The 26165-nt window shown below is 37.3% G+C and carries 27 protein-coding genes; 4 read left to right on the plus strand and 23 right to left on the minus strand.

Going from position 1 to position 26165, the window contains the following annotated elements:
• The 17 genes from C6H22_RS00005 to C6H22_RS00085 form a co-directional block, all read right to left on the minus strand.
• Positions 1–200 (minus strand): ribonucleotide-diphosphate reductase subunit beta (locus C6H22_RS00005; RefSeq protein WP_324826059.1); only part of this gene is annotated, 200 nt, incomplete at its 3' end.
• A gap of 9 nt (positions 201–209) precedes the next feature.
• The gene (locus C6H22_RS00010) at positions 210–551 is read right to left on the minus strand and encodes a DUF6394 family protein (RefSeq protein ID WP_104693310.1); all 342 of its coding nucleotides are present in this window, start codon (positions 549–551) and stop codon (positions 210–212) included.
• 12 nt (positions 552–563) lie between these two features.
• Positions 564–1538, minus strand: coding sequence for a protein translocase subunit SecF (secF, locus tag C6H22_RS00015; RefSeq protein ID WP_104693311.1), 975 nt, complete (start codon positions 1536–1538; stop codon positions 564–566).
• A gap of 10 nt (positions 1539–1548) precedes the next feature.
• The gene (gene secD / locus C6H22_RS00020) at positions 1549–3171 is read right to left on the minus strand and encodes a protein translocase subunit SecD (RefSeq protein WP_104693312.1); all 1623 of its coding nucleotides are present in this window, start codon (positions 3169–3171) and stop codon (positions 1549–1551) included.
• Positions 3172–3181: 10 nt separating this feature from the next.
• Entirely contained in the window at positions 3182–3496 is a 315-nt protein-coding gene (gene yajC / locus C6H22_RS00025) for a preprotein translocase subunit YajC (protein WP_104693313.1), read from the minus strand.
• 50 nt (positions 3497–3546) lie between these two features.
• Entirely contained in the window at positions 3547–4893 is a 1347-nt protein-coding gene (gene nhaA / locus C6H22_RS00030; RefSeq protein ID WP_104693314.1) for a sodium/proton antiporter NhaA, read from the minus strand.
• Positions 4894–4905: 12 nt separating this feature from the next.
• Positions 4906–6486, minus strand: coding sequence for a phosphoglycerate dehydrogenase (gene serA / locus C6H22_RS00035; protein WP_104693315.1), 1581 nt, complete (start codon positions 6484–6486; stop codon positions 4906–4908).
• A 47-nt stretch (positions 6487–6533) separates the two neighbouring features.
• Positions 6534–6998, minus strand: coding sequence for a hypothetical protein (locus C6H22_RS00040; RefSeq protein WP_104693316.1), 465 nt, complete (start codon positions 6996–6998; stop codon positions 6534–6536).
• 14 nt (positions 6999–7012) lie between these two features.
• Positions 7013–8677: a 30S ribosomal protein S1 gene (locus tag C6H22_RS00045; RefSeq protein WP_104693317.1), complete on the minus strand. Its 1665-nt coding sequence runs from the start codon at positions 8675–8677 to the stop codon at positions 7013–7015.
• A gap of 53 nt (positions 8678–8730) precedes the next feature.
• Positions 8731–9795, minus strand: coding sequence for an AI-2E family transporter (locus C6H22_RS00050; protein WP_104693318.1), 1065 nt, complete (start codon positions 9793–9795; stop codon positions 8731–8733).
• A 22-nt stretch (positions 9796–9817) separates the two neighbouring features.
• Positions 9818–10948: an Opr family porin gene (locus C6H22_RS00055; protein ID WP_104693319.1), complete on the minus strand. Its 1131-nt coding sequence runs from the start codon at positions 10946–10948 to the stop codon at positions 9818–9820.
• An 85-nt stretch (positions 10949–11033) separates the two neighbouring features.
• Positions 11034–11912: a radical SAM/SPASM domain-containing protein gene (locus C6H22_RS00060; protein ID WP_104693320.1), complete on the minus strand. Its 879-nt coding sequence runs from the start codon at positions 11910–11912 to the stop codon at positions 11034–11036.
• Between the two features lie 6 nt (positions 11913–11918).
• Positions 11919–12761, minus strand: a complete 843-nt coding sequence (locus C6H22_RS00065; protein ID WP_104693321.1) for a S1-like domain-containing RNA-binding protein — start codon at positions 12759–12761, stop codon at positions 11919–11921.
• Between the two features lie 6 nt (positions 12762–12767).
• Positions 12768–14063 carry an aminofutalosine deaminase family hydrolase gene (gene mqnF, locus C6H22_RS00070; RefSeq protein WP_104693322.1) on the minus strand — a complete coding sequence of 432 codons (1296 nt, stop codon included), beginning with the start codon at positions 14061–14063 and terminating at the stop codon, positions 12768–12770.
• Positions 14053–15039 carry a small-conductance mechanosensitive channel MscS gene (gene mscS, locus C6H22_RS00075; protein ID WP_233706963.1) on the minus strand — a complete coding sequence of 329 codons (987 nt, stop codon included), beginning with the start codon at positions 15037–15039 and terminating at the stop codon, positions 14053–14055. The genes mqnF and mscS overlap by 11 nt, the downstream gene beginning before the upstream one ends.
• Before the next feature lie 28 nt (positions 15040–15067).
• Complete coding sequence (locus C6H22_RS00080) at positions 15068–16312, minus strand: amidohydrolase family protein (protein ID WP_104693323.1); 1245 nt, start codon at positions 16310–16312, stop codon at positions 15068–15070.
• Positions 16313–16323: 11 nt separating this feature from the next.
• Entirely contained in the window at positions 16324–17055 is a 732-nt protein-coding gene (locus tag C6H22_RS00085; RefSeq protein WP_233706964.1) for a cytochrome c biogenesis protein CcdA, read from the minus strand.
• Positions 17056–17219: 164 nt separating this feature from the next.
• Between C6H22_RS00085 and C6H22_RS00090 the strand changes: the two genes are divergently transcribed.
• From C6H22_RS00090 to efp, 4 genes are all read left to right on the plus strand, one after another.
• A complete protein-coding gene (locus tag C6H22_RS00090) occupies positions 17220–18701 on the plus strand; it encodes a DEAD/DEAH box helicase (RefSeq protein ID WP_104693325.1) in 1482 nt (493 codons plus the stop codon).
• A gap of 87 nt (positions 18702–18788) precedes the next feature.
• A complete protein-coding gene (locus tag C6H22_RS00095; protein ID WP_104693326.1) occupies positions 18789–19619 on the plus strand; it encodes a peptidylprolyl isomerase in 831 nt (276 codons plus the stop codon).
• Between the two features lie 9 nt (positions 19620–19628).
• Entirely contained in the window at positions 19629–20552 is a 924-nt protein-coding gene (locus tag C6H22_RS00100) for a class II fructose-bisphosphate aldolase (RefSeq protein ID WP_104693327.1), read from the plus strand.
• A gap of 31 nt (positions 20553–20583) precedes the next feature.
• Positions 20584–21147, plus strand: a complete 564-nt coding sequence (gene efp, locus C6H22_RS00105) for an elongation factor P (RefSeq protein ID WP_104693328.1) — start codon at positions 20584–20586, stop codon at positions 21145–21147.
• Between the two features lie 449 nt (positions 21148–21596).
• Here the strand turns inward: efp and C6H22_RS00110 are convergent, their stop codons facing one another.
• From C6H22_RS00110 to rfaD, 6 genes are all read right to left on the minus strand, one after another.
• On the minus strand, positions 21597–21776 hold the full coding sequence (locus C6H22_RS00110) for a hypothetical protein (protein WP_104693329.1): 180 nt from the start codon (positions 21774–21776) through the stop codon (positions 21597–21599).
• Between the two features lie 296 nt (positions 21777–22072).
• Positions 22073–22591, minus strand: a complete 519-nt coding sequence (locus C6H22_RS00115; RefSeq protein ID WP_104693330.1) for a PAS domain-containing protein — start codon at positions 22589–22591, stop codon at positions 22073–22075.
• A 49-nt stretch (positions 22592–22640) separates the two neighbouring features.
• The gene (locus tag C6H22_RS00120; protein WP_104693331.1) at positions 22641–23054 is read right to left on the minus strand and encodes a hypothetical protein; all 414 of its coding nucleotides are present in this window, start codon (positions 23052–23054) and stop codon (positions 22641–22643) included.
• Between the two features lie 84 nt (positions 23055–23138).
• Entirely contained in the window at positions 23139–23714 is a 576-nt protein-coding gene (gene gmhA, locus C6H22_RS00125) for a D-sedoheptulose 7-phosphate isomerase (RefSeq protein WP_104693332.1), read from the minus strand.
• Positions 23711–25147, minus strand: coding sequence for a D-glycero-beta-D-manno-heptose-7-phosphate kinase (gene rfaE1, locus C6H22_RS00130; protein ID WP_104693333.1), 1437 nt, complete (start codon positions 25145–25147; stop codon positions 23711–23713). Before rfaE1 ends, gmhA begins: the two co-directional genes overlap by 4 nt.
• Before the next feature lie 3 nt (positions 25148–25150).
• The gene (gene rfaD, locus C6H22_RS00135; protein WP_104693334.1) at positions 25151–26155 is read right to left on the minus strand and encodes an ADP-glyceromanno-heptose 6-epimerase; all 1005 of its coding nucleotides are present in this window, start codon (positions 26153–26155) and stop codon (positions 25151–25153) included.
• Positions 26156–26165 lie beyond the last annotated feature (10 nt).

Consider the following 26165-nt stretch of genomic DNA (forward strand, 5'->3'; position numbering starts at 1 on the left):
CGCTTATCGGCATTCATATTTACTTCTTCGGGAAACCAAGTATTTGCAAGCATTTTCTTCCATAATGTATATGCCCATTGATATTTGATTTTGTTAAGATCAAACATACTTGTTGGGTTACCACCAAAGATTTTACGATCATTGACACTTTCTATACTATCGGGATTATAAATCTTTTTGCGAAAAACTTCTTTTTCCATTGTAACTTCCTATATATCTTCTTGAGTATCCTTAATACTTTCAAGCACCAATAATAAAAGTGATACGGCATTTGCCACCACTGCGCCAAGCACTATAGCATATGCTAAATGTAAAGATTCAAACACTTGCAAGATTATAAACCCTGCTACAAGATGCATCACACCAACAAGCAATGTCGCTAGAATCTCTGCTGATAATGAGTGTTTTACCCCAATTCGTAAAGTCACACAGACAAAATTTACAGAAGTTGCCAAAAACAAAATTACCACATTATTTTCATACAAAAACGCCACACTAAGCGTCAAACCTAGCATACTAAAAAAAACAGAAAATACTCTACCCCAATTCATATAAGCCTCCTTTTATACTACACCTTTCTCATACATAGCGCGTAGGCGTTTTTTATTCTCTTGTTTTTTGAGTTTTTTCATTTCTTTTTGATAATACTCCTCGAGGTTAAAGCCAAATATCAAAGCTAAGCGTGGTGCAACAAACATAGAGCTATATGTGCCTATTATCACACCAGCGAGCATAGGCAAAGAAAATCCTCTAATGATTTCACCACCAAAGAGATATAATGTCAAAACCACAAAAAACACAGTAAGTGAAGTAAGCAAGGTGCGCGATAATGTGCGTGAGAGCGCCTCATTAATAACATATTTCATATCATTCACGCGTTTTGCAAGCATTTGTTCTCGGATTCTATCAAAAATAATAATTGTATCATTGATCGAATAACCTATTAATGTCAAAAGCGCTGCTAATACTTCGAGATTAAAATCAATATCAGCAAGAATCACGACAGCTGATGCCAAAATCACATCATGCATTAACGCCACAATTCCAGCCAAAGCAAAACGCCATTCATAGCGGAATGAAATATATATCATCATTGCAATAAAAGCAAGTGTAAGCGATAAGATTCCTTTGTATTTGAATTCATCGCCAACCTTAGCACCTATCTCATCATTACGCCGTATGCTAAACTCCCCTGTGGATTTAAGTATCTCTTGCACTATCTGCGAGGCAGAAGCTTTAGGATTCTCTACAAGAGGCAATTTTATCAGCACTTCATTGGGTGTACCAAACTCACTCACTTGAAAGCCCTTAAACTCTTCGTGTTGTGAGAGAATCTCTCGAATCTGTGGCAATGGTGCTTGGGAGATATTATTATATTGAATCTGCACAATGCTACCACCGGCAAAATCAATACCAAGCTTAAAATCTTTTGTGACTATCAAAACTACTGATCCCAAACATAAAATAGTAGAGATAATAAGCCCATAAAAGCTATATCTTGTAAAGTCATAAATTTTTGTCGTTTGAAAGACTTCCATAACGCTCCCCCTACTTTTTTGTGTGATTATTTTGTGGCTGTTTTGGATCTATACTACCATTTTTGATACCAAACCACAAAAAAGTATTATTTGTTTTAGCAAGCTTGGGTAAAAGAGCAACATAAATACCATGCGTACCAATAATTGCAGTAAGAATGGAGGCTATAATCCCCAAACTTAGGGTAATAGCAAAACCTTGTATTGCTCCTGTAGCATTTGCATACAGCAAAATTGCTATCAAAAATGTCGTAATATTTGAATCAAAGATAGCACGAGAAGCATTTGTATAACCTATCTCTATGGACTTTATGACATTATTGCCAAGTCTTAGAGCCTCTCTAATACGCTCATTAATAATGATATTTGCATCAACTGCCATACCCACGGTAAGCACGATCCCTGCCATACCCGGTAATGTAAGAGTTGCACCAAATAAAGACATAACAGCTACAATCAGCACAATGTTCACTAATAATGCACTCACAGCGATGATTCCAGCTATATTGTAATACAATACCATAAAAATGACTACCATTACAAAGCCACTCACAAGAGCAATAAGTGAAGCGCGAATACTATCTGATCCCAAACTTGGACCCACACCGCGCTTTTCTATCACTTCCATAGATGCAGGAAGAGCGCCACTTTTAAGTGTGATAGATAAATCAGCGGCACTATTTTTATCAAAATTTCCACTAATTTGCCCACTATCACTAATTCTAGCACGTACCACAGGTGCAGAATATACCTTATCATCAAGAACTATTGCCAATCTTTTGCCTATATTTTTAGCAGTAAAATTGCCAAATTGTTGTGCTCCATCAGAGTTAAGCATAAAATTTACAACATATTTGCCATTGTTGTCGCGCGCAGGGGAAGCGCTAGAAATTGAAGAACCATCTAAAATAGGAACTTTTTTGACAAGTAATAATGCACCTTCACCCTCATTAAAATCTTGAGCAAATGGCAAGATCACATCACCATAACTTTGTGCTTCACTCTCATTCATAAGATTCACTCTTGCATTGCGATCCTCATCTACTGCCATAAATTGTAAATGCGATGGCTTAGAAATAAGTTTGCGCAAACGCTCTTCTTCATCTGGCGTATTCTTGCCGGGCACTTCCACAAGGATATTATTCTTACCTCGCTTGGTTACGCTTGGTTCTTGCAAACCAAAAATATCCAAGCGTTTTCTAATAGTGCTTATGGCTTGATTGAGTGCATCTTCTTCAATCTTTGGAATTTCTTCTTGTGTGAAAGCAATGCTAAAAGTATTATTATCTTCTATAACGCTTATTCCATCAAATTTTGCTAGAATCTGATCTATTTGAAGTTTTTCTTTTCTATCAAACATCTCAAATATAATGTGATCATCTACAATCCTTACAGAATCTATCAAAATCTTTTTTTCATTGCTTTCATATGCAATGCTTGAAGCCAAAGAAGAAAGACGTGCCTTAATCGCTTCTTGGGTCTTAACCTCTAGTAAAAGATTAAGTCCTCCTTGCAAATCCAATCCCAAAGCAACCTTACGCCCTTGGATACCAAAAATGGAGGGAAGACTAAGAATAACTCCCAAAACCGCGACAAAAATAAATACCCATAAGCGATAATTAAAAGCCTTTTTCATCTAACAACTTTTACTTTGTCTCTTGCTCATCAAGCTTGTATGCAACAAACTCTTTAGAGAGTTTTACAATCGTGTCATCATTAAGTTTTACACTAAAAAAATTCTCCTCTGGCTTAACTACCTCAACTATTAAACCACCCGTTGTAATAATCTTATCTCCCTTTTTGAGATTAGTAATCATCTCTTGGTGTTTTTTACGTCTTGAGTTTTGCGGGCGAACAATAAGAAGATAAATCAGTGCAATAAAAAATAAAATTGGCGCCAATCCTATGAGTGTATCTTGCAAGCCACCTGCTTGTTGTGTTATTTGTCCTTGTTGTTCCATGACTATCCTTTATGTAGAATTTAAATTTTGAATATACTTGCACTTTATAGCTAAGTATTAGCCTGACGCTTCACAAATCCCAAAAAAGCCGCCCCCAAAATTCCTGCTACACTGGAGGCAAGCAAAATAGAAATTTTTGCGACATCTTGAGATTGTGCACTCTCAAATGCTAAATTAGAGACAAAAATAGACATCGTAAAACCTATGCCCCCTAGCATACCAGCACCCAAAATATGTCCCCAACTCACGCCTTGAGGTCTCGCTGCGATACCGATCTTTTCACACACAAAGGTAAAAAGTAATATCCCTAGAGGTTTTCCAACAACAAGCCCCAAAAATACGCCAAGCATAATATGATCGATACTCATATGTATCTCACCGCGTATATCCACACCGGCATTAGCAAATGCAAAAAGTGGCATTATCATATATGCACAAATTGGTTGCAAAGCATGTTCTAGACGCAAAAGCGGGTTTTGGACATCAAGCGAATCTTTTGCCAAAGTGCTTACAAGATGCACTTGTTCATTTGTAAGTAATGCATTTGTGCGATGATTCGTATCAAGATTTTTAAAATTCTGTGGTAATGCCTCAAGCAATGTAATAAAATCTTTGCTCTGAATCTTTGGCTGAATGGGAATACAAAATGCCAAAGCAACTGCAGCAATAGTCGCATGAATGCCACTATGATGCACACAAAACCACAATACCATACCAACGGCAAGATAGATTCCAAGGTGGCGCACACCTGTTTTATTGAGCACAATTAATACCCCTATAACACACGCAGCCCCAAGCAACCAACTCAAATGCAACCCATCTGCTGAAGGATATGCGGTTGCAATCACCACGATAGCTCCTAAATCATCTGCAACTGCAAGTGTTACCAAAAATACTTTTAAAGCCATTGGGACACGCTTACCTAGAAGCAAAATAACACCAAGTGCAAACGCAATATCTGTCGCCATAGGGATACCAAATCCATGCCAAGAAGCAGTGCCAACATTAAGAGCAAAGTATATAAGAGCTGGTACCACCATACCACCTAGTGCACCTATGACTGGAAACGCTGCTTTTTTAAATCCTGATAAATCCCCAAAAAGCACTTCACGCTTAATTTCTAAACCAACCATAAGAAAGAATATTGCCATTAGCACATCATTGATCCAATCATGAATCCTAAATCCATAAAAATGTGTACCAAAACTAAAGCCTAGATTCTCATGCCATAGCCAAAAATACCACTCTGATAATGGAGAGTTTGCAACTACCATTGCACATACAGCACAAAAAAACAACAAAATTCCACTAAAAGATTCTGCCTTGATAAATGTGGCAAAAACTTCCCTAAAACTATGCTTGGTAATGTCTTGGATATACTGATTTTGTGTATTCATGTGTTATTGACCTTAAACCACAACATACTTCAATGCTAAACAAGCAGGGATAGATTCCAATTCATGTAAGACTTCTTGAGACACATCATCATCTACAACTACCACTGCTAAAGCTTCTTTATCCTTGCGTGCTAAACGAAAATCTGCAATGTTAATTTTATGCTTAGCTAATGTATTTCCTACCATACCAATCACGCCAGGCACATCCGTGTTTCTAAAGAATATCATTTTGCCTCTTGGTTCAATATCAAGCACAAAACCATTAATCGTTGTAATACGCAAATATTTATCTTCAAAAACAGCGCCTTCAATACTAAAAGTGTCTTGTTGTGTGCTAAGTGTGATTTTTATATGGTTTTTATATGTGTAAGAAAGTTCTCGTCCCACAAATTTCACATCTAAGCCTCTCTCTTGAGCGACAAATGGTGCATTCACATAATTAATGTGATCTCCCAAACTCGCACTTAATGCACCAACTAGTGCAAAGGTTTTTAGTGAATCTCCATATCCACTTACCTCACCATAAGCAGTGATTTCTAGCGATTTAAAAACACCTTTATTGGCTTGTGCGCAAATAAAAGACAATTTTTGTGTAAGCTCAAGATATGGCTTAATGCTCGATGGTAAATCTACCTCTTTTATAGGGAGGTTTAGTGCGTTAGGGTAGCTAGATCCTCGTGCAGATTCTATGGCAGCTCGGGCAGCCTCTATGGCAATTTTTTCTTGGGATTCTAGAGTGTTGGCGCCTATATGCGGCGTTACATATACATTTGGAAGATCAAGGAGTTTATTATCAGTCGCTGGCTCCTTATTAAATACATCAATGCCAGCCCAGCGAATCTTGCCACTTCGTAATCCATCATACAAATCATCTTCGTTATACAATCCACCACGCGCGCAATTTATGAGGATCACACCATCTTTCATTTTAGCAATTTCTTTGGCAGTAATCATATTTTTGGTTTCGTTGTTTTTGGGAGTGTGAATCGTGATAATATCACATTGTAAAATATCCTCAAAATTTGTAGTATAACGCACCCCTGCATCAATCGCTTTAGATACATCGATATAAGGATCATAGGTGACAACATCCATCTCAAATGCCTTAGCTCTCTTGCCTACTCTACTTCCTATATTACCAAAACCAATAATTCCTAACGTCTTGTCTTTAAGCTCCGTGCCATACCAATCCTCACGCTTCCATTTACGATCATGCTTTAATTGTTGGTTTGCTCCGGGAAAATTTCTCACACTGCTCATAAGGTGTGTCATTGTAAGCTCAACTGCCGCAATAGTATTAGCAGTAGGAACATTCATCACAACAACACCTTTTTTACTACAAGCTGGGATATCAACATTATCAACACCAACACCCGCACGCACTATGCTCTTTAGATTTGGTGCATACTCCAAAAAAGTTTCATCAACATCGGTTGAACTTCGTGTAATCACCACATCCGCATCACCAAGAGATTGGCACAATACATCTTTCGGTAAGGATGCTAGATTCTCAAACATTATGTCATTTTGAGCTTGCAATAAATCTAAGCCACTCTGATGAATATGATCACATACCACAATCTTTAAAGCCATCTCACACTCCTTAAAAGAAAAATTGCGTTATTATATTATATAGTAACCTAGTTAAGAGTATACTGGATTCTATAGTATTGTAAATCTTGGAGAAATTTTTGCAATACTAATTCATCATCAATAAACACCATAAGATGTAACACCTCTCCACTTTTGTAATATGTGCTTTCAAGTTTATTTTGTTTTAAAACCTGCGCGATACAAAAATATTTATACTCATCTAAATCTTTAACTTCAATACTATGAACGATATTATCACGAGTATCTTTTCTAAAATCAAACTTAACAAAAAGCTCCGTTGTAGGATACTGAAAAGCATCACTTGATGATGTGGAAAGATCCCTAAGCCACATATCATCTTGCTTAATCTCTGTAGTTTGCATATTTTCTACCGCACTAGGAATACCGAAGGGTATTTGTGAAAGATCTCCGCTCTTTAAAACCCTCAATGCCACAATCACCAATATCCCAACAATAACGATAAAAATAAATATTGCGAGGAGTTTTTTCATAGCTCCCTATTCCTTCAGATACGATTTTGAACCTTGTCTCCTAGCGTCATTCTCTGCTCACTTGCCTCATTAAAGGCACGCAGACTCTCTTTTTCTTGTTGTTTTTGTAAACGTCTAATAGAAGCACGGATTCTATTAGCTCTCTCATCGATAGAAAAGACTACGCATTTCACACTATCCCCAACTTTTAGACTTTCTTTCATCTCTTGAGGAATATCTTCATTTTTGATCAGCACCTCATAACTATCTACTTTGATAAAGATTCCAAAGTCTTTAATTTCTGAAATCACACCCTCAACAATTTTATCTACATGATGTATCTTAGCAAAACCTGCTGCTGGTGAATCACTTAAAAGTTTTTTATTTAGTGAAATACGCTCATTTTGTGCGTCAATCTTAAGAATCTTGACTTCTACTTCATCGCCAACTTTAAAGACATCTTTGCACTTCACGCCCCTATCCCAAGCAATATCTTCATTATGCAACAATCCATCAACGACACCAAGATTCACAAAAGCACCAAAATCTGTAAGTGTAACGACCTTGCCTTTTAGCACATCGCCTTCTTTATGTACCTTGGTAAAAGCCACGAAAGGTTTATGTGTCAATTTCTTCAGTGAAACACGCAAACGACGATTTTTGCTATCAATCTCTATAATCTCTACATCAAGCTCTTGACCTACCTGCAGATAGTCGTTAGGGTGTTTGATATTTTTGTCCCAAGAAATCTCTGAAATATGCAAAAAGCCCTCTATGTCATTCCCCAGATCCACAAATGCGCCATATTCCTCTATATTACTCACTATCACTTTGATAGTATAACCCACTTCTAGCTCTTTTTCTACTTCTTTCCATGGATCCTCACTAAGCGCCTTAATAGACAAAGACAATCTATGTTTTTGTTCATCGTAACTTAAAACTTTTACTTTTATATGATCTCCAACCTTAAAGTTTTTTTGTGGATTCACCATGCCTCTGTGACTAATCTCTGTATGATGAACAAGTCCCTCAACACCATCAATATCCGTAAATATTCCAAATGTCGTAACTTTTTTGACTACGGCATCATAGATTCCACTACTAGCAAGGATTTTTTCTACGACTTCTTTTCTTGTACTTTTATCAATGTCAAAAAACCTCTTACGAGAAACAATGATTGTATTGTTTTGGGGATTGATATGTGTGATAGCGACCTTATAGGTTTTACCCTCCACTTTCAAACCCTCTTTGAAGGCAGATTCTCGGCGTGGCAAAAAAACATCGACGCCATCATAATCCATCACATAACCACCCTTATTTTTTCTGATAACCTTGGCATCAACAATCTTATCTTGGAAATTCCCGTGTAATTCCTCAATTTTTTGTCGAATCTTTTTCTCTCTTTGTGCTCTTGTATAAGAAACATTTGGTCGATTATCACTTCCGCTCGCATAAAGCTCAATATCATCACCTACGCTAAAAAGAAGCTTTCCCTCTTCATCTCTAATTTCACCCAAAGAGAGTATACTCTCAAACTTGCTATAAGGCAATGCTATCATCGCTAGATCCCTATCTTGATCTATTTGTATAATTTTTCCTATTTGCAAGCTACCACTTGTGCTATTTCTCTCACTTGCATCTAAGAGTTGTGCGAAATTTTCCTCTTCGCCAAAGTCCATATTGTCAAGATTCACTCTCATTCCAAAACACCCTTCTTTCTATTTTTAATTCCTGTATTGTAAGTTAGAAATGCTTAATTTTTCATAGCATAATGCTTAAAATCTTCTCTAAATGGAAAAATTATCTTTTTATACACACGCAAAAGTGCGATAAATAATGCCGTAATGATTGGTCCTAACACAATACCCCAAAATCCAAATGCACTCAAACCTGCCAAAATCGCAAAGAAAATAAGCATTTCATTAATCTGCAAAGAAGCTTTTAAAATTTTTGTTGTCATAAATTTAATAATAAGTGGCTTGATAAGATTATCAATAACAAAAGCGATAAAAATCATGCTATAAAGCGCGATAAACAACGCAACATTATATTCACCCAAATACAATTCATAACAAGCAAGTGGAAGCCAAACTAATGTCCCGCCTACAACTGGGATAAGCGAACAAAATCCATACAAGACTCCAAAAAAAAGACCATCGTAGCCAAAAAATGCAATTGCTACTCCAAAACTAAAACCTTGCAAAACAACATTTAAAACCGATGTATAACATACAACCTTTAGCACGCCAAGCACTTCATCAAAAATGCTTTGAACTTGCTGCTTCTCAAATGGAATAAGTGAAAGTATGTAATTATATAAACGCACCCCATAAAAATAAAAGAAAAACAAAAATACTACAATAAAGCCCGTATCAATGATGAATTCTAAACTTCTTCTCCCTACAATCGAGCTAAAATTTAAGATATACGAAAAAATTTCAGAACCAGAAATTTTACCTAATGCATCTTTAAGACGTGGTTGTAGATCAGGTATAGCACTACTCCACTCTAAAAGCTCATTTTTTAATGTATCGATAATGGTATTAAACCCTGCCAAATCTGCACCTTGTATGAGTGCAATGAGGGAATTAAACACAAATACAACAGGAACAATCAAAATTAACACCAAAATCACGGTGCTAAAAAACGCTGCTAACACTTCATATTTAAGATATTTTAAGAGCATATTTTTAAGTCCAAATGTTGCCATGCAAAGCAAAAGTGCAACCAAGAGATTCATCAAAAAAGCATTATAAAGATAGTAAATCCAATACAATGTAACACAAAATACCAACCAAAAAAAATAAATCCCCTTCATTATATTTCACACCACCCTATCCTCAAAAATTAGTTTGGAAAAACACCCTACCTAGCAGATAATTTTTTCCATCACTTGCAAAAATATAATCATCAAGTGTAATATTCGCATTATTTAGCATACCTATGAAACCACCGCCTAACCATACATCTGGTGCCAAGCTTAATTTAGCATTGGCTTCCCAATTTAAGATCTGCTTTGAGCCTATACTTGTATAGCGTACCGCAGATTCTAACACGACATGATTAGGAAATGTATATTCTAGCAAACCATAAAATGTATTGGCATCTGCATAAAATAAACCTTCTCTACGCTCAAAAACCGTGCTTTGTCCAAAGGCATCGATACCACTTGCGCCCTTTTCAGACACACTAATAATGCCTCCACCAAATTTAACACCTGCCCACTTAACGCCTCCCTCAACCCATATAAAGCCGCCATCGCCATCAGTGCGAGTTTGTTCAACAAATTGATTTCTACCCAAATAAGACATTAGATGAATATTTGCATAAAGCACAGAATCTGCTATAGATGGCTTTTCTACTTGAATCTTAACCCCAAAAGCACTAAATCGATTGGGTGCCATATAAAAATAAGGAAAAATTTTCATAGGAGATTGTGGAAGTATAACATTCAAGGATCCAAAAAACACACCCCATCTATTAAAAGGGTTGCGATAATCAGACATACGATAATGTGTCACATACGCATTTTTATTAACCCACATAAGATTAGCAAAGACACTAGATGAGAGTGCATAATCTACTCTTATCCCTTGATTATAATATTTAATCCATTCGGTATTCGCATAAAATCTTCCAGCTTCTAATCTCAGGCGATCGCTATTATTATAACGCACATAACCCTCTGTCCAAATGAAATTATCTTTTGTGGTATTAAAATCCCCCCTAGAATACTCATACATACGTGCAGCAAGCCAAAACGACCCGCCAAAACTAATACCGCTTCTACTCGTTGGTGTATCGTATCCTATCGATGCGTTAATATCAGCAAAATTTGATGTTCTGTGTGTCATGTTTTGAAAATACGATCCTAAATGTCCACGAGGTTTACCCATCAGAAAATATTCTTCTAATGTTACCGCCCATATATTCCCAATAAATACGACGCAGACCGCTATACACAATCTCAAACCAAATCCTTTTGTGTTTTTTCTTAGCTAGATTCAGCAAAAACGATTCCACTCTTAGATATATCACGATTTTGTTAGAATATTGTTAGTGTATATTACGCACCAAACCCCTTGCATAATCACATTTTTGGCATTTTGAATGATATGCTATACCTTGTCTAAATCCCTCTGTGATGGCATGATATAGCGGTGAATCTAAAATTTCCCTAAGGCTTTGTGTGTGCAAATCTCCAAGTTTAATCTCCCCAAAACAATCCATACAACAAGGCACAACCACACCATTACTCAAAATTCCTATCTGCTTTAAGCCACCATAGCAAAAAAGCCTTGTAAGAGATTCTATCCCTCCCTTAGAATCTTCTCTCCAGCGGTGATAGCGTGTGAATGTGCAAAAAACCTTATACCAAAGGCGATGTGCCTTGTGATTTCTAGTATCAAGCTCCTTGGCAAGATTTTTCATTATCTCATTGCCATTTTGCAAATATGTGATAAGCGTATGTTTATCTCTCTCTTGAGTGCGCAAATGCACAAATGTCTCGCTTTGAATCTGTCTGTGATACATGCAAAACTCCAAGATTCGCTCAATATGGTTTGTGTGAAATTTTTGTGGCGAATCTAAAAACGCACTCAAAGAAAATGCGATCTGATGCACAGGAGGCTTAAGTAGCAAATCCCAATTCCTAGAATCTAAAAATTTCCCGCTTGTAACAAGATCAACCAAAAGATTATAATGTACCAAAAGCTCAAGATATACATCAAGATTTTTTATGGCTAGTGGATCACCCAAAATATGCAAATGCACAAGTTTTGTCAAGGGTTTTGGTGTGGTGAGTTGCTGCAAAATTTCTCTAAAACACTCTACACTCATTATCCCTCGATAACTTGCTTGTTGACTATGAGGACAAAAACTACAACTAAGCCCACAAATATCGCTAAGCTCTATATATACCCTATCAAATTTCATAAAAACTTATACAAGCACAAGTGCTTTGTGTCCGGAACGCACAGCACTTTCTACAAATTTTGCTTTGTCATCTCTCACAAGTTTATTGGCAAGAGTTTTAAAATTTTTCTTACTCATAGACAAAAGTGAAATAATCTCTTGGGGAGAACTTTTAAAATCCAGTTCAACTCGCCCATTATGCGCTATCAATGCCTCAAGTAGTACAGATTCACTCTGTGCTACCGCGCTAAGATCAATCTTGCCATCTTGACGGATATTTTTGATATACACACTCACATTTTCACCTATATGAAGCGTATAAGCCACCTCATTTGCATACAAAAGTCCATAATGCAATACTTTTTGTCCAGAATCTAGCGCACCTACATCTACTGCACAGCCAAAGCCTAGCGGTGTGCGTTCAAAAACAAGTCCCGTAGCCTCGCTTCGTAGCAATCGCTTATCGCGACACGGACGCAAATACTCCCTCACACCAAGCTTACCTATCAACCTACCTTGCTTATCAAGCGTGAGAATTACGACAAGCTTTTTTCCTATCATCGTGCGTTTGGGAGCTTTGTGTGGGATAAAAAGATGCTTATCTATACCTAAATCTCCAAAATAACCATACTGATTGCTATCAACTATTTCTAACGCCCCAACCTCGCCAAGCAAAAGTTTTGGAATCTGTGTCGTAGCAACAATCCTATCTTCTGAATCAAATGCGACAAACACATGCACCCTATCGCCCACACACATCGCAGAATCCACAAATTTTTTGGGCAACAAAATCTCTGTGTCATTTCCCTGTAAAAATACACCGTATGGACTAAGGCGTGTGATGCTTAGATTCTGTAATGTCCCAACCATAGAGTGTTATACAATCTCCCTACCATTAATAATCATTCGCTTTGCTTCCTTGGCGTGCAAGATACACTGCAAGGCTTCTTGGCAAGAATGCTCAATATTTGGAATCTCAAACACAACCATATCTGCATTATATCCACGCTCTAAGATTCCACATTGTATGCCAAGCGCTTTTGCACCATTGCGCGTTGCCATTTGTAAAATCTGTGTGGCTAAGACATTGAGCTCTATATGCGGATAAGCAAAAAGCATAAAACGCATTTCTTCAAGAATATTTACATCAGCATTAGAACTCTTGCCATCTGTGCCTAAGGCAATATTTGGAAGAGTATGCGTTTGTGGCATTGTCTTTGTATCCATTTGAAGTGGAAAATATGTATTATTTAATAATCTATTAGAACGCGGACAAGTTACGACATTATAGGCATTCTCTCGCATTATCTCTAGCACATTTTTATCCGCAAAAAGACAATGTGTCAAAAGCACATGCCCCATATCTACAAATTGCTCCAAAAAGCTCTGGATTGTATAAAATGGCTTAGGGTTTGGGACACCAAATGTGTGTGCAAAAAAATTATAAAAATATCCGCTACCATTACACAGCCATTCCCACTCATGTTGAGATTCTAAAAAATGAGCACTGATTGGCGTTTGAAATTTTTTTGCCTCTTGTAAAACATATTTTGCATAGACATGATGCAAAGAGTATGGCGAATGCAATGCCACAGCCGGTATAAACCTTGTGTTTTTGTATTCCATACTTTGATACAAGCGTGCCTTAAAATTACTAAAAAGTGCATCAATAGCACTAGGATTACTTCCCATTGCTTCGCAAAAATACACCACGCGCAATGCAGACTTACTCAACGTTTCCATATCATAGCCATAGCTACTAATCGCCCCCACAAGCCCAACTCCACTGCGAAGTTGTAAATCTATGGCTTGGGATACGCTTTTAGTAATATCACTAAGCACATCATCGCGCTTTGCAATTACAGAATCTAGCCACTGCCCAAAATCCCCATACGCAAAGTTTGTCGTATTATTACTAAATTCAAAGTGTATATGTGCATTCACAAATGTAGGAAGCAACACACCATTATGCCAAAATTCCTTTTGTGCATTAGGATAGGTGCGTGTTAGATTCTCATAATCTCCTACTGCCAAAATTTTTGCACTCTGCAAATCTCCACTTTGTACACAATCTAGGTTTTCATACAACACACCGCCATCTTTGAGGATACAAAACCCCTCATCACAGATAAAAACCCTACTTGCTCCAATAATTTTTTGACTACGCACCATTATCCTTTAGATTCTGTTTAATCTTATCCGCAAAGGCTTTGAATACATTGTAATTTGTTTGTTCTTCTTGTATTGGTTTATTTTGAGAAATATTACGAGGAGCTATCGCATCAGTCTCCACATACACAATACTATCGTGCGAATCTTGCTTTGGTGTATTTTGAGCTTCAAAAACATTTACATCAAGCTTATTAAATGGAATCTCTATCCCATTAGATTCTAAATTGACCTTTAATGCCTCTAAAATATAGGCTTTTGTCTCAACAAGTCCATAATTTATATCCACCCAAAAACGCAATAAAAAATCTAATGAACTTGAACCCATATCTTGCATACCTACAAAATACCCGCGTCCCAAATCCACACACGCATTATGCTCTAACACATTAATAGCAATCATTTTGACGGTGTTTATATCGCTCCCGTATCCGACACCAAACACAATATCAACACGCCTTTGAGAAATATCAGTATGATTAATGACATTTGCTTGAGATATATTGCTATTAGGAAGTATGGCAAGCTTGCCATCTGGTAGGCGAATGGTAGTATTAAAGAGATTGATAGCCTCTACTTTACCAAGCAATGACCCAACCTCGATAGTATCACCATGCACAAAGGGACGTAAAATAATGAGAATAATCCCACTTGCTACAGAAGAAAGCGAATCTTTTAAGCCTAATGCGATAGCTATACCAGCTGTCCCAAGCACGGCAATAATCGAATGCGTTTGCACTCCGGCTGTCCCAAGTGCAGCAATAATAATAGCAACATTAATACCGATAAATGCTACTTGGGATAAAAAATTTGCCAACATTTTATCTTTAAGCTCTAAGGCTTTTTTAATCTTTTTTGCAACAAATCGCGAGAGATAATATCCCACTACAAGTAATATAAGAATCTTTAATGCAATAAGCCCAAAACTCTTCATAAAAGGTAATGTTTTATCCCAAAGCTCTATGATATCTTGCCACATACACTACTCTCCCCTTGCTTTGTGTGCGTTATGAAATCTCATATAATTGTGAATCTTTATACATCATAACAACTTTAGATTCTAAATCCACACCATAATATGGTGAGAAACTATCGCTAATGTGCGTATGCTGATCCAAATCCACAATCAAAAAATCCGCCCTCTTACCAACTTCAAGGCTACCACTATCCAACCCCAAAATCTGTGCTGGATTATAACTACAAAGTTTAGAAAGCATACTAAGACTAAGGTTATAAGGCTTAAAAATTTTGTCATAAGCAAGTGCAAAGCCATACGCCACACTATCAATCCCAAAACTTGCAAGCTCAAACACTTGATCTTTTTGGGAATTAAAGTTCGCACACTGCAAGCTTGTCAAAACATCAATATATCCCTCACATAGCAATTTTGCAAGTTCTTGGCGCATAGATTCACTAAGCAAAGGAGGATTGAGTTTTCCAGCCGTGTTATAATCATCACAAATTGTTTCATTAAGAATAAGATGATGTAAACTTACTTCAGTATAGGCTCTAAGCCCTTGTTGTTTATAAGTATGAATAATCTCAAGACAACGTGGCGATCCTATAGCACTAAAAAGCACATCAACATCTTGGGCTAAAAGCATTTCGCACATCTTTGCTACTTCAATGCTTTGAGCCTTATGATGCATTGTTGGCAATCCAAGTTTTGTGGCAAAAGCTCCTTGATTGATAACCCCTTGTGCCAAAGAGGTATTTTGTGCAAAACAAATAAGAGGAGTCTTAAGCATTTTGGCATATTGTGCAATACGCAAGATAAGATTCCCCTCAATATCGCTTTGAAAGTAAATTCCACGCGCCTTATTATCATAGAGCTTACCGATATCTGTGAGTTTTAATGTATCCTTATCCCAAAATACTGGCTTAATACTTGGTAGGATATGCACTTCAAGATCTGTATCAACACTCCTAACAAGCTCCACAATCGCCTCACTATCAATCACAGGCGCTGTATCAGGTAAAAGTAAAAGAGTGCCATAACCACCTCTTAGGGCTTTTTGGGATAGTGAAGTAAGTGTTTTTCTCGAAAGAACTCGCCCCTTAGGATAAACATTACAATCTATAAAACTTGGCATAAGCAACTTAAAATCTATATCAATAACCTCATGTGAATCCACATCACTCATCGCACACAAATCATCTGTAATTTGGGTTATAAAACCATTTTCGACCTTGATGCACATTAGGGTATGTTGTGTATAATCACACCCCATCGCATTAGCAAAAATCATCATCTACCTCCTAATTACAACACTATGTCTAGCTTCCCTTGCATAATCAACACGCCAACGCCAATTAGCAAAATACCACAACCAATCTCTATACCACGCATACATTTTTTTAGTTTCCTTAATACTTCAAACGCATGCTCAATAACCAAGCTTGTAAGCAAAAATGCCAAGCCTAAACCACTCGCATAACTTAGCATATACCACAAAGCCATATCACTTTTTAGTACACCAAGTGCCAAAATCGAACCCAGAATCGGTCCTGCGCAAGGCGTCCAACATGCGCTAAAGCTTACACCTAGCAAAAATGGTGCTAAAAATGCCCAAAATGGTGATAAAAAAGGCATAGATTCTAAATAACCAAAAGATAACTTTGGGGAGACTTTATACAGAAATTGTATCCGAAAAATCCCCAAAAAATGTAACCCAAATACAACCACAATGCCACCAGCGATATAACTAAACGCATCGCTTTTTAACCATTGTCCAAGCACACTACCAAAAAAAAGTCCCAAAATCACAAAAACACTACAAAACCCTAAAATAAAACTCAAAGTTTTTAGCACGATCTTGACACGATGACACATAAGAGTTTCTGACATATCCTCAAGTGCGATGCCACTTATATAAGAAATATAAGCCGGGATAAGTGGCAAAATACAAGGACTTAAAAATGTCAGAATCCCTGCCAAAAAACTTGCAACCAGTGGAGCAGAAGTAAAAATTGTGTTATAAAGTGTCTCTTCCATACGCATACGCCTAAACTTATGTCTTTTTGAGAATCTACAATACCTTGTTGGCAAATCAAGCAAAAATCAATCGAGGCATTATAATACACAATCACAAAATTAAGAGGTGTTTTTAGCGAATTTTGCTACAATAGCACGCATTATCTAACTTTTAAAGGCTTATGATGCAAACACAAGATGCCTCTATCAACACACAAGAAACAGCACAATCTCCACAAACCACGGAAGACTTTGAATCCTTTGGGTTGCGTCCATATCTTTTGCGTGGTATCAAAGAACTTGGCTTTAACACTCCTTCCCCTATTCAAGCCCAAAGTATTCCAATTGTGCTAAAGGGTAAAGATCTCATCGCCCAAGCCCAAACAGGCACAGGAAAAACAGCAGCCTTTGCGATCCCTATTCTTAACAAGATTCAACGCAATGATAAAATTGAAGCCCTCATCATCACACCCACACGAGAGCTTGCAATGCAAATTAGCGAGGAATTCCTCAAACTTGGTCGCTTTGCACGTATAAAAACGATTTGTATGTATGGCGGACAAAGTATCAAGCGCCAATGTGATTTACTCAAAAACAAACCAAAAATCATGATAGCTACACCAGGAAGATTGCTTGATCACTTGATGAATGGGCGTCTTAATGATTTTGCACCAAGAGTCGTGGTTTTAGATGAAAGTGATGAAATGCTTGATATGGGGTTTTTAGATGATATAGAATCTATTTTTACCTATCTACCAAACAATATTCAAACATTGCTTTTCTCCGCCACTATGCCTCAAGCTATTAAAGATTTAGCTATGCGAATCTTACACAATCCAGAATCTATCAAAATATCACCTATAGATATCACCAATCAAGACATTGATCAAAAATACTACATTATCAACGAAAATGAACGCGATGAAGCAATTTTGCGCCTCTTGGAAACAGAAAACCCCACAAAAAGCATTATATTCACACGCACCAAAAAAGAAGCCGGTATCCTCGCACAAAAACTCGCAAAGGCTAATTTTAACGCCGCTGCGCTACATGGTGATATGGAGCAACGAGATAGGCGTGATGTAATGGTGAGATTCCGTCAAAATACTATTGAAATTCTTGTAGCCACTGATGTTGCTTCTCGTGGGCTTGATATTAGTGATGTAACTCATGTATTTAACTACCATATACCGCTAAACCCAGAAAGCTATGTGCATCGCATAGGACGAACTGGTAGGGCGGGTAAAAAAGGGGTAGCTATCACGCTTGCTACACCTTTAGAGTTTAAAGAGATTCACAAAATCAAACAAAGTACCAAAGCCACGCTTGAGCTTTGCCATATAGAGGGTGAAGCGGACATAGATTCTGATACACTCTTAAGCAAGATAGCCACATTACAAACCACACAATTTGGACTTGAATATTTTGAGAATCTAAAAGAACACATAGATCCTACACAGCTTTGCATAAAACTACTTAGCCATTTTATTCAAACACAATGCACCAAAACCATAGGCTTAAGCAAAGAAGAAATTGCAAACCTACAAACACACCAAAATACAGAATCTCACACCAAACATCCGCGACAAAAGCAAAGCAACAACAAAAAACGATCCCCTAAATCACGATACAACAATGATAGCATCACGGATAATATTTGGGGTTAGCTTTTAAGCATGTAATTAATCTTTAAGCGATACAATACCACCCTAATTGTCGCGAGACAAAATCTTTAGCACTTGGAGTTAGGTATAATGAAGAAAGTTGTTTTTATCACAATGTTAGCGTGTGCATTTTCTCTAGCACTACTTGAGGCAAAAACGTATGCAACAGTCAATGGAAATCCAATCACAGAAAAAGATCTTGAGCCACTTAAACAAGCAAACCCTAGTCTGGATTTTGACAAACTTCCTGAGACAGAACGAGAGATGATTCTTAATGAACTTATTACACAAAAACTTATCCTTGATGCAGCAAAGGCAGAAAAGCTTGATACCACAAAAGAATACACAAGCACACTCGAAGCTTTTAAGAAAGATTTGCTTTTACGTGCTTGGCAACAAAAACAAATGCAAAGTGTCCAAATGCCAAATATCAGTGAAGAACAGATTCGGCAAATCTACCAACAAAATAAAGATAATTTCATCGACCAAGAAGGTAAAGCTCGCCATATTTTAGTCAACACCGAAGATGAAGCAAAAGCAATTATCTCTGAGCTCAATAAAGTGAAAGGTCGCGTAGAACCAAAATTTGTCGATCTAGCAAATCAAAAAACTATCGATCCAGCTAGCAAACAACAACAAAATGGTGGTGATTTGGGGACTTTTCATCGCTTTGCTATGATGCCAGAATTTTCTAAGGCTGCTTTTGATCTAAAACCCGGAACTTACACAAAAACTCCAGTAAAAACACAATTTGGCTACCATGTCATCTATCTTGAAAGCAAAACAGAACCAAAGGCTATTAGCTACGATCAAGCAAAACAAATGATTGCACAAAATATGCAAATGGAAGCTGTAAGACAAGCCATAGGATCAAAAGTCCAAGAATTACGCCAAAAAGCTAAGATACAAATTAACAAGTAAGGAAAAAGCATGCTAGTAAGCGGGAGTGAGATTTTATTAAAAGCCCATAAAGAGGGTTATGGTGTTGGGGCGTTTAATTTTGTGAATTTTGAAATGCTAAATGCGATCTTTAATGCGGCCAATGAAGCGCAAGCACCTATCATCGTGCAAGCAAGCGAAGGTGCTATCAAATATATGGGAATTGACATGGCAGTAGGACTTGTCAAAATCCTAAGTGCACGATATCCTCACATACCTGTCGCACTCAACCTTGATCATGGCACAAGTTTTGAATCTTGCAAAAAGGCTATAGATTCAGGATTTACATCAGTCATGATTGATGCTTCACATCATTGTTTTGAGGAAAATGTCACAATCACTAAAGAAGTAGTGGCATATGCCCATAGCAAAGGTGTGAGTGTGGAGGCAGAGCTTGGAAGACTTATGGGGATTGAAGACAATATTTCTGTGAGTGAGCAAGATGCAGTGCTTGTGAATCCCGATGAAGCACAAGAATTTGTCAAACAAACACAAGTAGATTATTTAGCACCAGCCATTGGCACAAGTCATGGTGCATTTAAATTCAAAGGTGAGCCAAAACTAGATTTTGCCAGACTACAAGAGGTAAAAAGACGCACAAATATTCCTCTCGTACTTCATGGCGCAAGTGCAATCCCTGAATATGTGCGCGAGAGTTTCTTAAGCACAAGTGGCGATCTCAAGGGTAGCAAAGGTGTACCATTTGAATTTTTACAAGAAGCTATAAAGGGTGGTATTAATAAAGTCAATACCGATACGGATTTGCGCATTGCATTTATGGCAGAAGTGCGCAAAATTGTTAACACCGATCCTACGCAATTTGACTTGCGCAAATTTTTCACTCCAGGTATGGAGGCCATGCAAAGAGTCATGGTTGAGCGTATGAAGATTCTAGGATCTGCACACAGAATCTAACCAACACTACAATATTCTTTAAGGAGTTGCAATGGCAATAAGCATGAGTGAATTAAAAAAGGGTTTAAAAATCGAGATTGATAAAATCCCATATCGAATTGTCGAATACCAACATGTAAAGCCCGGCAAAGGTGCGGCATTTGTGCGTGCAAAAATAAAATCATTTCTTGATGGTAAGGTTATAGAAAAAACTTTTCACGCGGGTGACAAATGCGATGAACCAAATCTTCAAGAAAAAACAATGCAATTCCTCTATCAAGATGGAGATTTGTTTCAATTTATGGACAATGAGACATATGAGCAAATCGCACTTACCCAAGATCAAGTAGGCGATGCAACAAAATGGATTATTGATGGCACAATTGTGCAAGTGCTTTTTCACAATGACAAGGCGATTTCTGTAGATGCACCACAAGTTGTTGAATTAAAAATCATTGAAACAGCACCTAACTTCAAAGGTGATACTTCAAGTGCTGGAAAAAAACCTGCTACACTTGAAACTGGTGCTGTCGTGCAAATACCCTTCCATGTGCTTGAGGGTGAGAGTATCCGTGTCAATACTGAAACCGGTGAATATGTAGAAAAAGCCAAATAACAAGGCAACGTCCTAGAATCTGAAAATAAGATTCTACAATATGGTTACTAATCTCACTATGAAGCTGTAGTCGTAGTCTATATATTAGGCATATCATCTATTTGCTTTGTATGCTCTTTATAATGTAATCTCATGAGTGGTTTTAAGTTTTATTGTTGGAAGTAATGCTTCTTTGCTTTAACTCAAACTTTTCTTTTTTCATTGAAACCACCTCTTAATCTATCTTAATAAAATAGTGTGAAATATAAAACATAGCAATTCAATGACATATTCCTAATATAAATCCAAGGTATGCGGTAATGATAGCAGGTTCTTCATTCTTGTTAAATTCTTTTAACTTTTTTTTAGAATCCTCATCTTATGTAAATTGTCGTTAAAAAATAATGCAAAAGAATGGGCATATCCTATCATCATATCTTTCAAAATTGTATAAGAAATGTCCCATACCATTAACTTTTGCATTTGCCGAATGTATTCCAATCTAAGCTATCTAAATCCGTATCAAAATACCTTAACACTTTATTATAATATTCCTCATCTATCTTACCACCACTAGCTTGATAAATCTCTTGGTCTAGCTGACATATTTCTTTAAACTTATAAAAGCTAGGCTCTAAGCTATGAGGCACAAACCATCTCCAAGCCCCGCATCCACTAAATACCACGCCTACAAATAAAACAGATATGCTTACATAAAGTATCTCATATTACCTCCTTAGATTTTATCTTGGAACAAACGATAAAAGCTTTGAATCTGCTTGTTATGTGTTAGCAAAGCTTTAGAGGATAGAATAATATAAAAACAATAAAACCGCACTAATGTTTATCCAAGAATATTTAGGGTTATGAGTAAGTACGCGATACTATATAATCTAAAATGTAGCAGCATGCAAAATATCAATTCAAAAAATCCTTATATTCCCCATTATGCACCATACCAACCGCTTAACTTTCCTTGATTTTGCAAAGAAATACAGAGATTTTCATAACTCATATTAGCTTGTTGTAAAATCCCTTTTAGGAGTTTGTATGAAGATTCCATACCGCCTTGTTTTTCTGCCTCTATGAGTTGCTTATACACACTATCTAATACTCTTACCCCCTCTTTGCTCGGACATCGTCTCACAGAATAATATCCCACCATTTTTCCATTTGGATCATATGAGGGCGTGATATTTGCAAAAACCCAATATGTTTGATTGTATCTACTTAGATTCTTCACAAATGCAAAAAATTCTCCCCCACTTTGAATCGTATCCCACAACAATTTAAAAGCTATACGAGGCATATCAGGATGTCGGATCAAGCTATGAGGTTTATATAAAAATTCCTTTTCGCTATATCCACTAAAGTACACAAAGTCATCATTTCCATAAATGATCTTGCCACTTAAATCTGTCTTAGAAGTAATTAATGAATCTACAGCCAAAAAAATCTCTGTCATACAATACCCCCAAATATGTAACAAAGTTTATAGCCTTATACAAGGTGTATCATTCCCCCACTGGTAACTCCAATATACTCTGAAGCGAATGTAAAGACTCCATATCCTTACCTTGATGCCACAAATTTAGAAAAATCTCTTTGCACATCGGACAAAAACGCAAAGGTGTATCTGTATACCAACCCACCACGCTATTCCCTCGATACACGCTAAACTCAAAAGCATTCCTCTTAGGAGCGATTAGCAACAAATGTGGGTTATGAGCATTATACAATCTTTGAAACTCTTCACACGCACAAAAATGCAACAATGGCGCACCATTGATACTAAAAGTATCATATGGAATGCAATTAAGATATGCTAGAGATTGCAAAAGTGCGCCATCTGGAAAGCATACATAATTCACGCCTGATTTTTGTTCTATGACACTTGTGTTTGCATAGATTCCTTGGGTTTGAAACATTTTCTTCAATTCACTAGCAAAGTCCTTAAATCTTAATAGACTCTTGATTGTTTGTTCAAACACGACACAAGCCAATATGCTATATTATTCATCACCTCCGCATTCACGCTCTACAATATCACAAAGTGCGTGTATCACGAGAATATGTATTTCTTGAATCCTTGCTGTATCATTACTTGGCACAATCATATTGACATCGCACAATGTCTTCATTGATCCGCCATCACGACCGCTTAGTGCGATAGTTGAGCAACCTAAAGATTTTGCGACATTTAATGCGTTAATAACATTTTTGGAATTTCCACTAGTTGAGATTCCAAAGACTACATCGCCCTTATGTGCAAGTGCCTCAACTTGACGAGAAAATGTAAATTCATATCCATAGTCATTGCCAATAGCTGTAAGCGCAGAGGTATCCACACTTAATGCAATAGCACCCAATGCTTTTCGCTCACGCTTATATCTACCAGTAAGTTCCGCAGCAAAATGCTGTGAATCTGCCGCACTTCCACCATTGCCACAAATAAGCACTTTATTGCCATTTTTGAGACACTCTGTGAGCATATGAGCACCTTGGACAATAGAATCTAGCATACATTTAAGCGCATGAGAACTCACTTCTATATGATTCAAAAACTCCGCTTGTATAAAATCTTTCATCGCATACTCCTTATTTTTTCCATAATGTTAGTGCTTGACTTACCTTCTACAAAATCTATAAGTCGCACATCTTTGACAAACTCACTCCCTACAATTTCCTTGCCCTCATAATCTGCACCCTTAACAAGCACATCTGGAGCAAGAAATGCGATAAGATCTCTAGGAGTATCCTCATCAAATATCACGACATAATCCACACACTCAAGCCCTGAAAGTAAAAAAGCCCTATCCTCTTGTGTATTAACCGGTCGCCCCTCACCTTTTAATCGCGTGATAGAATCATCACTATTAAGCCCTACAATCAAGATATCGCCCAATGCTCTTGCTTGGTTTAGATACTGCACATGTCCTCTATGCAAAATATCAAAACACCCATTTGTAAAGACAATACGCACCTTTTGGCTATTGTGACGCAAAGATTCTATCATATCACGCATTTGTATCTTGTCCAAAAGCTTACCGCTTCCGACATCTTGCCCATGTGTATGGATATGGCGATCTATCTCAATATGCGTTGCACTCGCACTTCCCACCTTTGCAACCACTACTGCTGCGGCACTATTGGCAAATTCACTTGCCTTATAAATATCTAACCCTGCACTAAGCGCAAAACCAAGGGCTGCTATCACGGTATCTCCAGCACCTGTTACATCATAAACTTCTTGTGCAAAAGTTGGTATCTTTTTACACACACAATCATCAAAGATTCCTATGCCATCTTCACTTAGTGTGATAAGAGAAATCTCTAATGCACACATTTCTTTTAATTTTTTGGCAGCTTGGAGTAATGTCTTATCATCATTAATTTCAATCCCTGTAGCGAGTGTTGCCTCTTTTTTGTTAGGTGTAAGCAGTGTCGCACCTTTATACTTGCTATAATCACAACCTTTAGGATCACAAAGGACAAATTTACGCTCACTACGCGCCAAAGAAATAATTTCTTGAGTAAAGGTATCACTCAAAAGCCCCTTGCCATAATCAGAGATAATCACACAATCCACTTGCGTAATCAATGCATTTAGATTTTCATAAATCTTTTGCAAAAGTTTAGAATCTACGCGCACCCTGCTCTCTCTATCTACGCGCAAAACTTGTTGATTAGAAATGACAACGCGACTTTTTTTTGTGCTAGGACGACTAGAATCTACAAAAATATATGTAATATCTGCACCCAATTCTTGTAAAGCACCAACAAGCCATCTCCCATCGGCATCATCACCCACCACACCACACACATATACTTGCGCGCCTAGTGCGAGGAGATTATTTGCGACATTGCACGCACCACCTAATCTATTGCTTTCACTTTTTACTTCCACAACCTGCACGGGAGCTTCAGGCGAAATTCTATTACAATCCCCCCAAATATAATGATCTATCATCAAATCCCCAATAACAAGAATCTTGGGAGATTTTTGCTCCAAACCAAACATAAGCTATACCTTTTTGTGCATTTGTGCGTTAAAAATACTTAAAATCTCTGGTATATAAGATTTAATCCCTTGCTCTAAGCTAAATCGTGGTGTATAAGAAAGAAACTCCTGACTTAGGGCAATATCTGCTTGTGTATGGTTTTGATAAAATGTATAAGGATTATCAATATATTCCACCTCAAAATCTCCAAGATGTCTCTTAAGCTCATTAATAATGTCATTAAAACTTCTTGCCCTACCAGAACCAACATTATACACTCCACTTGCACTAGCCTCAATAGCCTTGACATTTGCTTGAATCACATCTTTGATATATACAAAATCACGCAATTGCTCACCATATTTAAAAAGTCGCACTTTTTTATGCTCTAACGCTTGAAGCCCTAGCTGTAAAATCATTGATGCGGTTTTGCCTTTATAAAACTCTCGCTCACCATATACATTAAAATATCGCAATCCAATAAGCGGAATCTCTGAATCTTGCGCTAAAACTTGGCGCGTGAAAATGTCCATTTGGAGTTTAGAGTATCCATAAATATTCTCTGGCACTTCACCCACACCCACAATATTTGGTGCTGGAGAATTACCATAAGTCCCTGCCGATGAAGCATAAATAAGCATAGCGCCACTTTGTTTGGCGATCTCATAAAGCTTAACAAAAGCTTCAAAATTTGTCTCTAGCATAAGTTTTTGATCCATAGCCGTCGTATCAGAAATAGCCGCTTGATGAAAGATATAATCAAAATCACGACCCTTAAGCTTATCGAGATCTTTTATCAAATCCCCTACTATAACCTCTCCACGGAAATCAAGCAGATTCTTAAAATGCCCAAGGCTTGTAGGATTACCGCTTGGAAAATATGTGTCATCACGAAACTTATCAAACACACACACATTTGCCCTCGGATGATGTTTTTGAAAATACAATGCAAGATTACTACCAATAAACCCAGCACCACCAGTGATAAGAATATTTTTATCTACCAAATCATCATAAATGTATTTCATACTAGCTCCT

Source organism: Helicobacter equorum (genome assembly GCF_900198655.1).
GTDB lineage: Bacteria > Campylobacterota > Campylobacteria > Campylobacterales > Helicobacteraceae > Helicobacter_F > Helicobacter_F equorum.

What these genes read in the sequence shown, in the direction of transcription:
- C6H22_RS00010 (WP_104693310.1), bottom strand. Translation starts at nt 551, where the DNA reads ATGAATTGGGGTAGAGTATTTTCTGTTTTTTTTAGTATGCTAGGTTTG.
- secF (WP_104693311.1), bottom strand. Translation starts at nt 1,538, where the DNA reads ATGGAAGTCTTTCAAACGACAAAAATTTATGACTTTACAAGATATAGC.
- secD (WP_104693312.1), bottom strand. Translation starts at nt 3,171, where the DNA reads ATGAAAAAGGCTTTTAATTATCGCTTATGGGTATTTATTTTTGTCGCG.
- yajC (WP_104693313.1), bottom strand. Translation starts at nt 3,496, where the DNA reads ATGGAACAACAAGGACAAATAACACAACAAGCAGGTGGCTTGCAAGAT.
- nhaA (WP_104693314.1), bottom strand. Translation starts at nt 4,893, where the DNA reads ATGAATACACAAAATCAGTATATCCAAGACATTACCAAGCATAGTTTT.
- serA (WP_104693315.1), bottom strand. Translation starts at nt 6,486, where the DNA reads ATGGCTTTAAAGATTGTGGTATGTGATCATATTCATCAGAGTGGCTTA.
- C6H22_RS00040 (WP_104693316.1), bottom strand. Translation starts at nt 6,998, where the DNA reads ATGAAAAAACTCCTCGCAATATTTATTTTTATCGTTATTGTTGGGATA.
- C6H22_RS00045 (WP_104693317.1), bottom strand. Translation starts at nt 8,677, where the DNA reads ATGAGAGTGAATCTTGACAATATGGACTTTGGCGAAGAGGAAAATTTC.
- C6H22_RS00050 (WP_104693318.1), bottom strand. Translation starts at nt 9,795, where the DNA reads ATGAAGGGGATTTATTTTTTTTGGTTGGTATTTTGTGTTACATTGTAT.
- C6H22_RS00060 (WP_104693320.1), bottom strand. Translation starts at nt 11,912, where the DNA reads ATGAAATTTGATAGGGTATATATAGAGCTTAGCGATATTTGTGGGCTT.
- C6H22_RS00065 (WP_104693321.1), bottom strand. Translation starts at nt 12,761, where the DNA reads ATGGTTGGGACATTACAGAATCTAAGCATCACACGCCTTAGTCCATAC.
- mqnF (WP_104693322.1), bottom strand. Translation starts at nt 14,063, where the DNA reads ATGGTGCGTAGTCAAAAAATTATTGGAGCAAGTAGGGTTTTTATCTGT.
- mscS (WP_233706963.1), bottom strand. Translation starts at nt 15,039, where the DNA reads ATGTGGCAAGATATCATAGAGCTTTGGGATAAAACATTACCTTTTATG.
- C6H22_RS00080 (WP_104693323.1), bottom strand. Translation starts at nt 16,312, where the DNA reads ATGATGATTTTTGCTAATGCGATGGGGTGTGATTATACACAACATACC.
- C6H22_RS00085 (WP_233706964.1), bottom strand. Translation starts at nt 17,055, where the DNA reads ATGGAAGAGACACTTTATAACACAATTTTTACTTCTGCTCCACTGGTT.
- C6H22_RS00090 (WP_104693325.1), top strand. Translation starts at nt 17,220, where the DNA reads ATGCAAACACAAGATGCCTCTATCAACACACAAGAAACAGCACAATCT.
- C6H22_RS00095 (WP_104693326.1), top strand. Translation starts at nt 18,789, where the DNA reads ATGAAGAAAGTTGTTTTTATCACAATGTTAGCGTGTGCATTTTCTCTA.
- C6H22_RS00100 (WP_104693327.1), top strand. Translation starts at nt 19,629, where the DNA reads ATGCTAGTAAGCGGGAGTGAGATTTTATTAAAAGCCCATAAAGAGGGT.
- efp (WP_104693328.1), top strand. Translation starts at nt 20,584, where the DNA reads ATGGCAATAAGCATGAGTGAATTAAAAAAGGGTTTAAAAATCGAGATT.
- C6H22_RS00115 (WP_104693330.1), bottom strand. Translation starts at nt 22,591, where the DNA reads ATGACAGAGATTTTTTTGGCTGTAGATTCATTAATTACTTCTAAGACA.
- C6H22_RS00120 (WP_104693331.1), bottom strand. Translation starts at nt 23,054, where the DNA reads ATGTTTCAAACCCAAGGAATCTATGCAAACACAAGTGTCATAGAACAA.
- gmhA (WP_104693332.1), bottom strand. Translation starts at nt 23,714, where the DNA reads ATGAAAGATTTTATACAAGCGGAGTTTTTGAATCATATAGAAGTGAGT.
- rfaE1 (WP_104693333.1), bottom strand. Translation starts at nt 25,147, where the DNA reads ATGTTTGGTTTGGAGCAAAAATCTCCCAAGATTCTTGTTATTGGGGAT.
- rfaD (WP_104693334.1), bottom strand. Translation starts at nt 26,155, where the DNA reads ATGAAATACATTTATGATGATTTGGTAGATAAAAATATTCTTATCACT.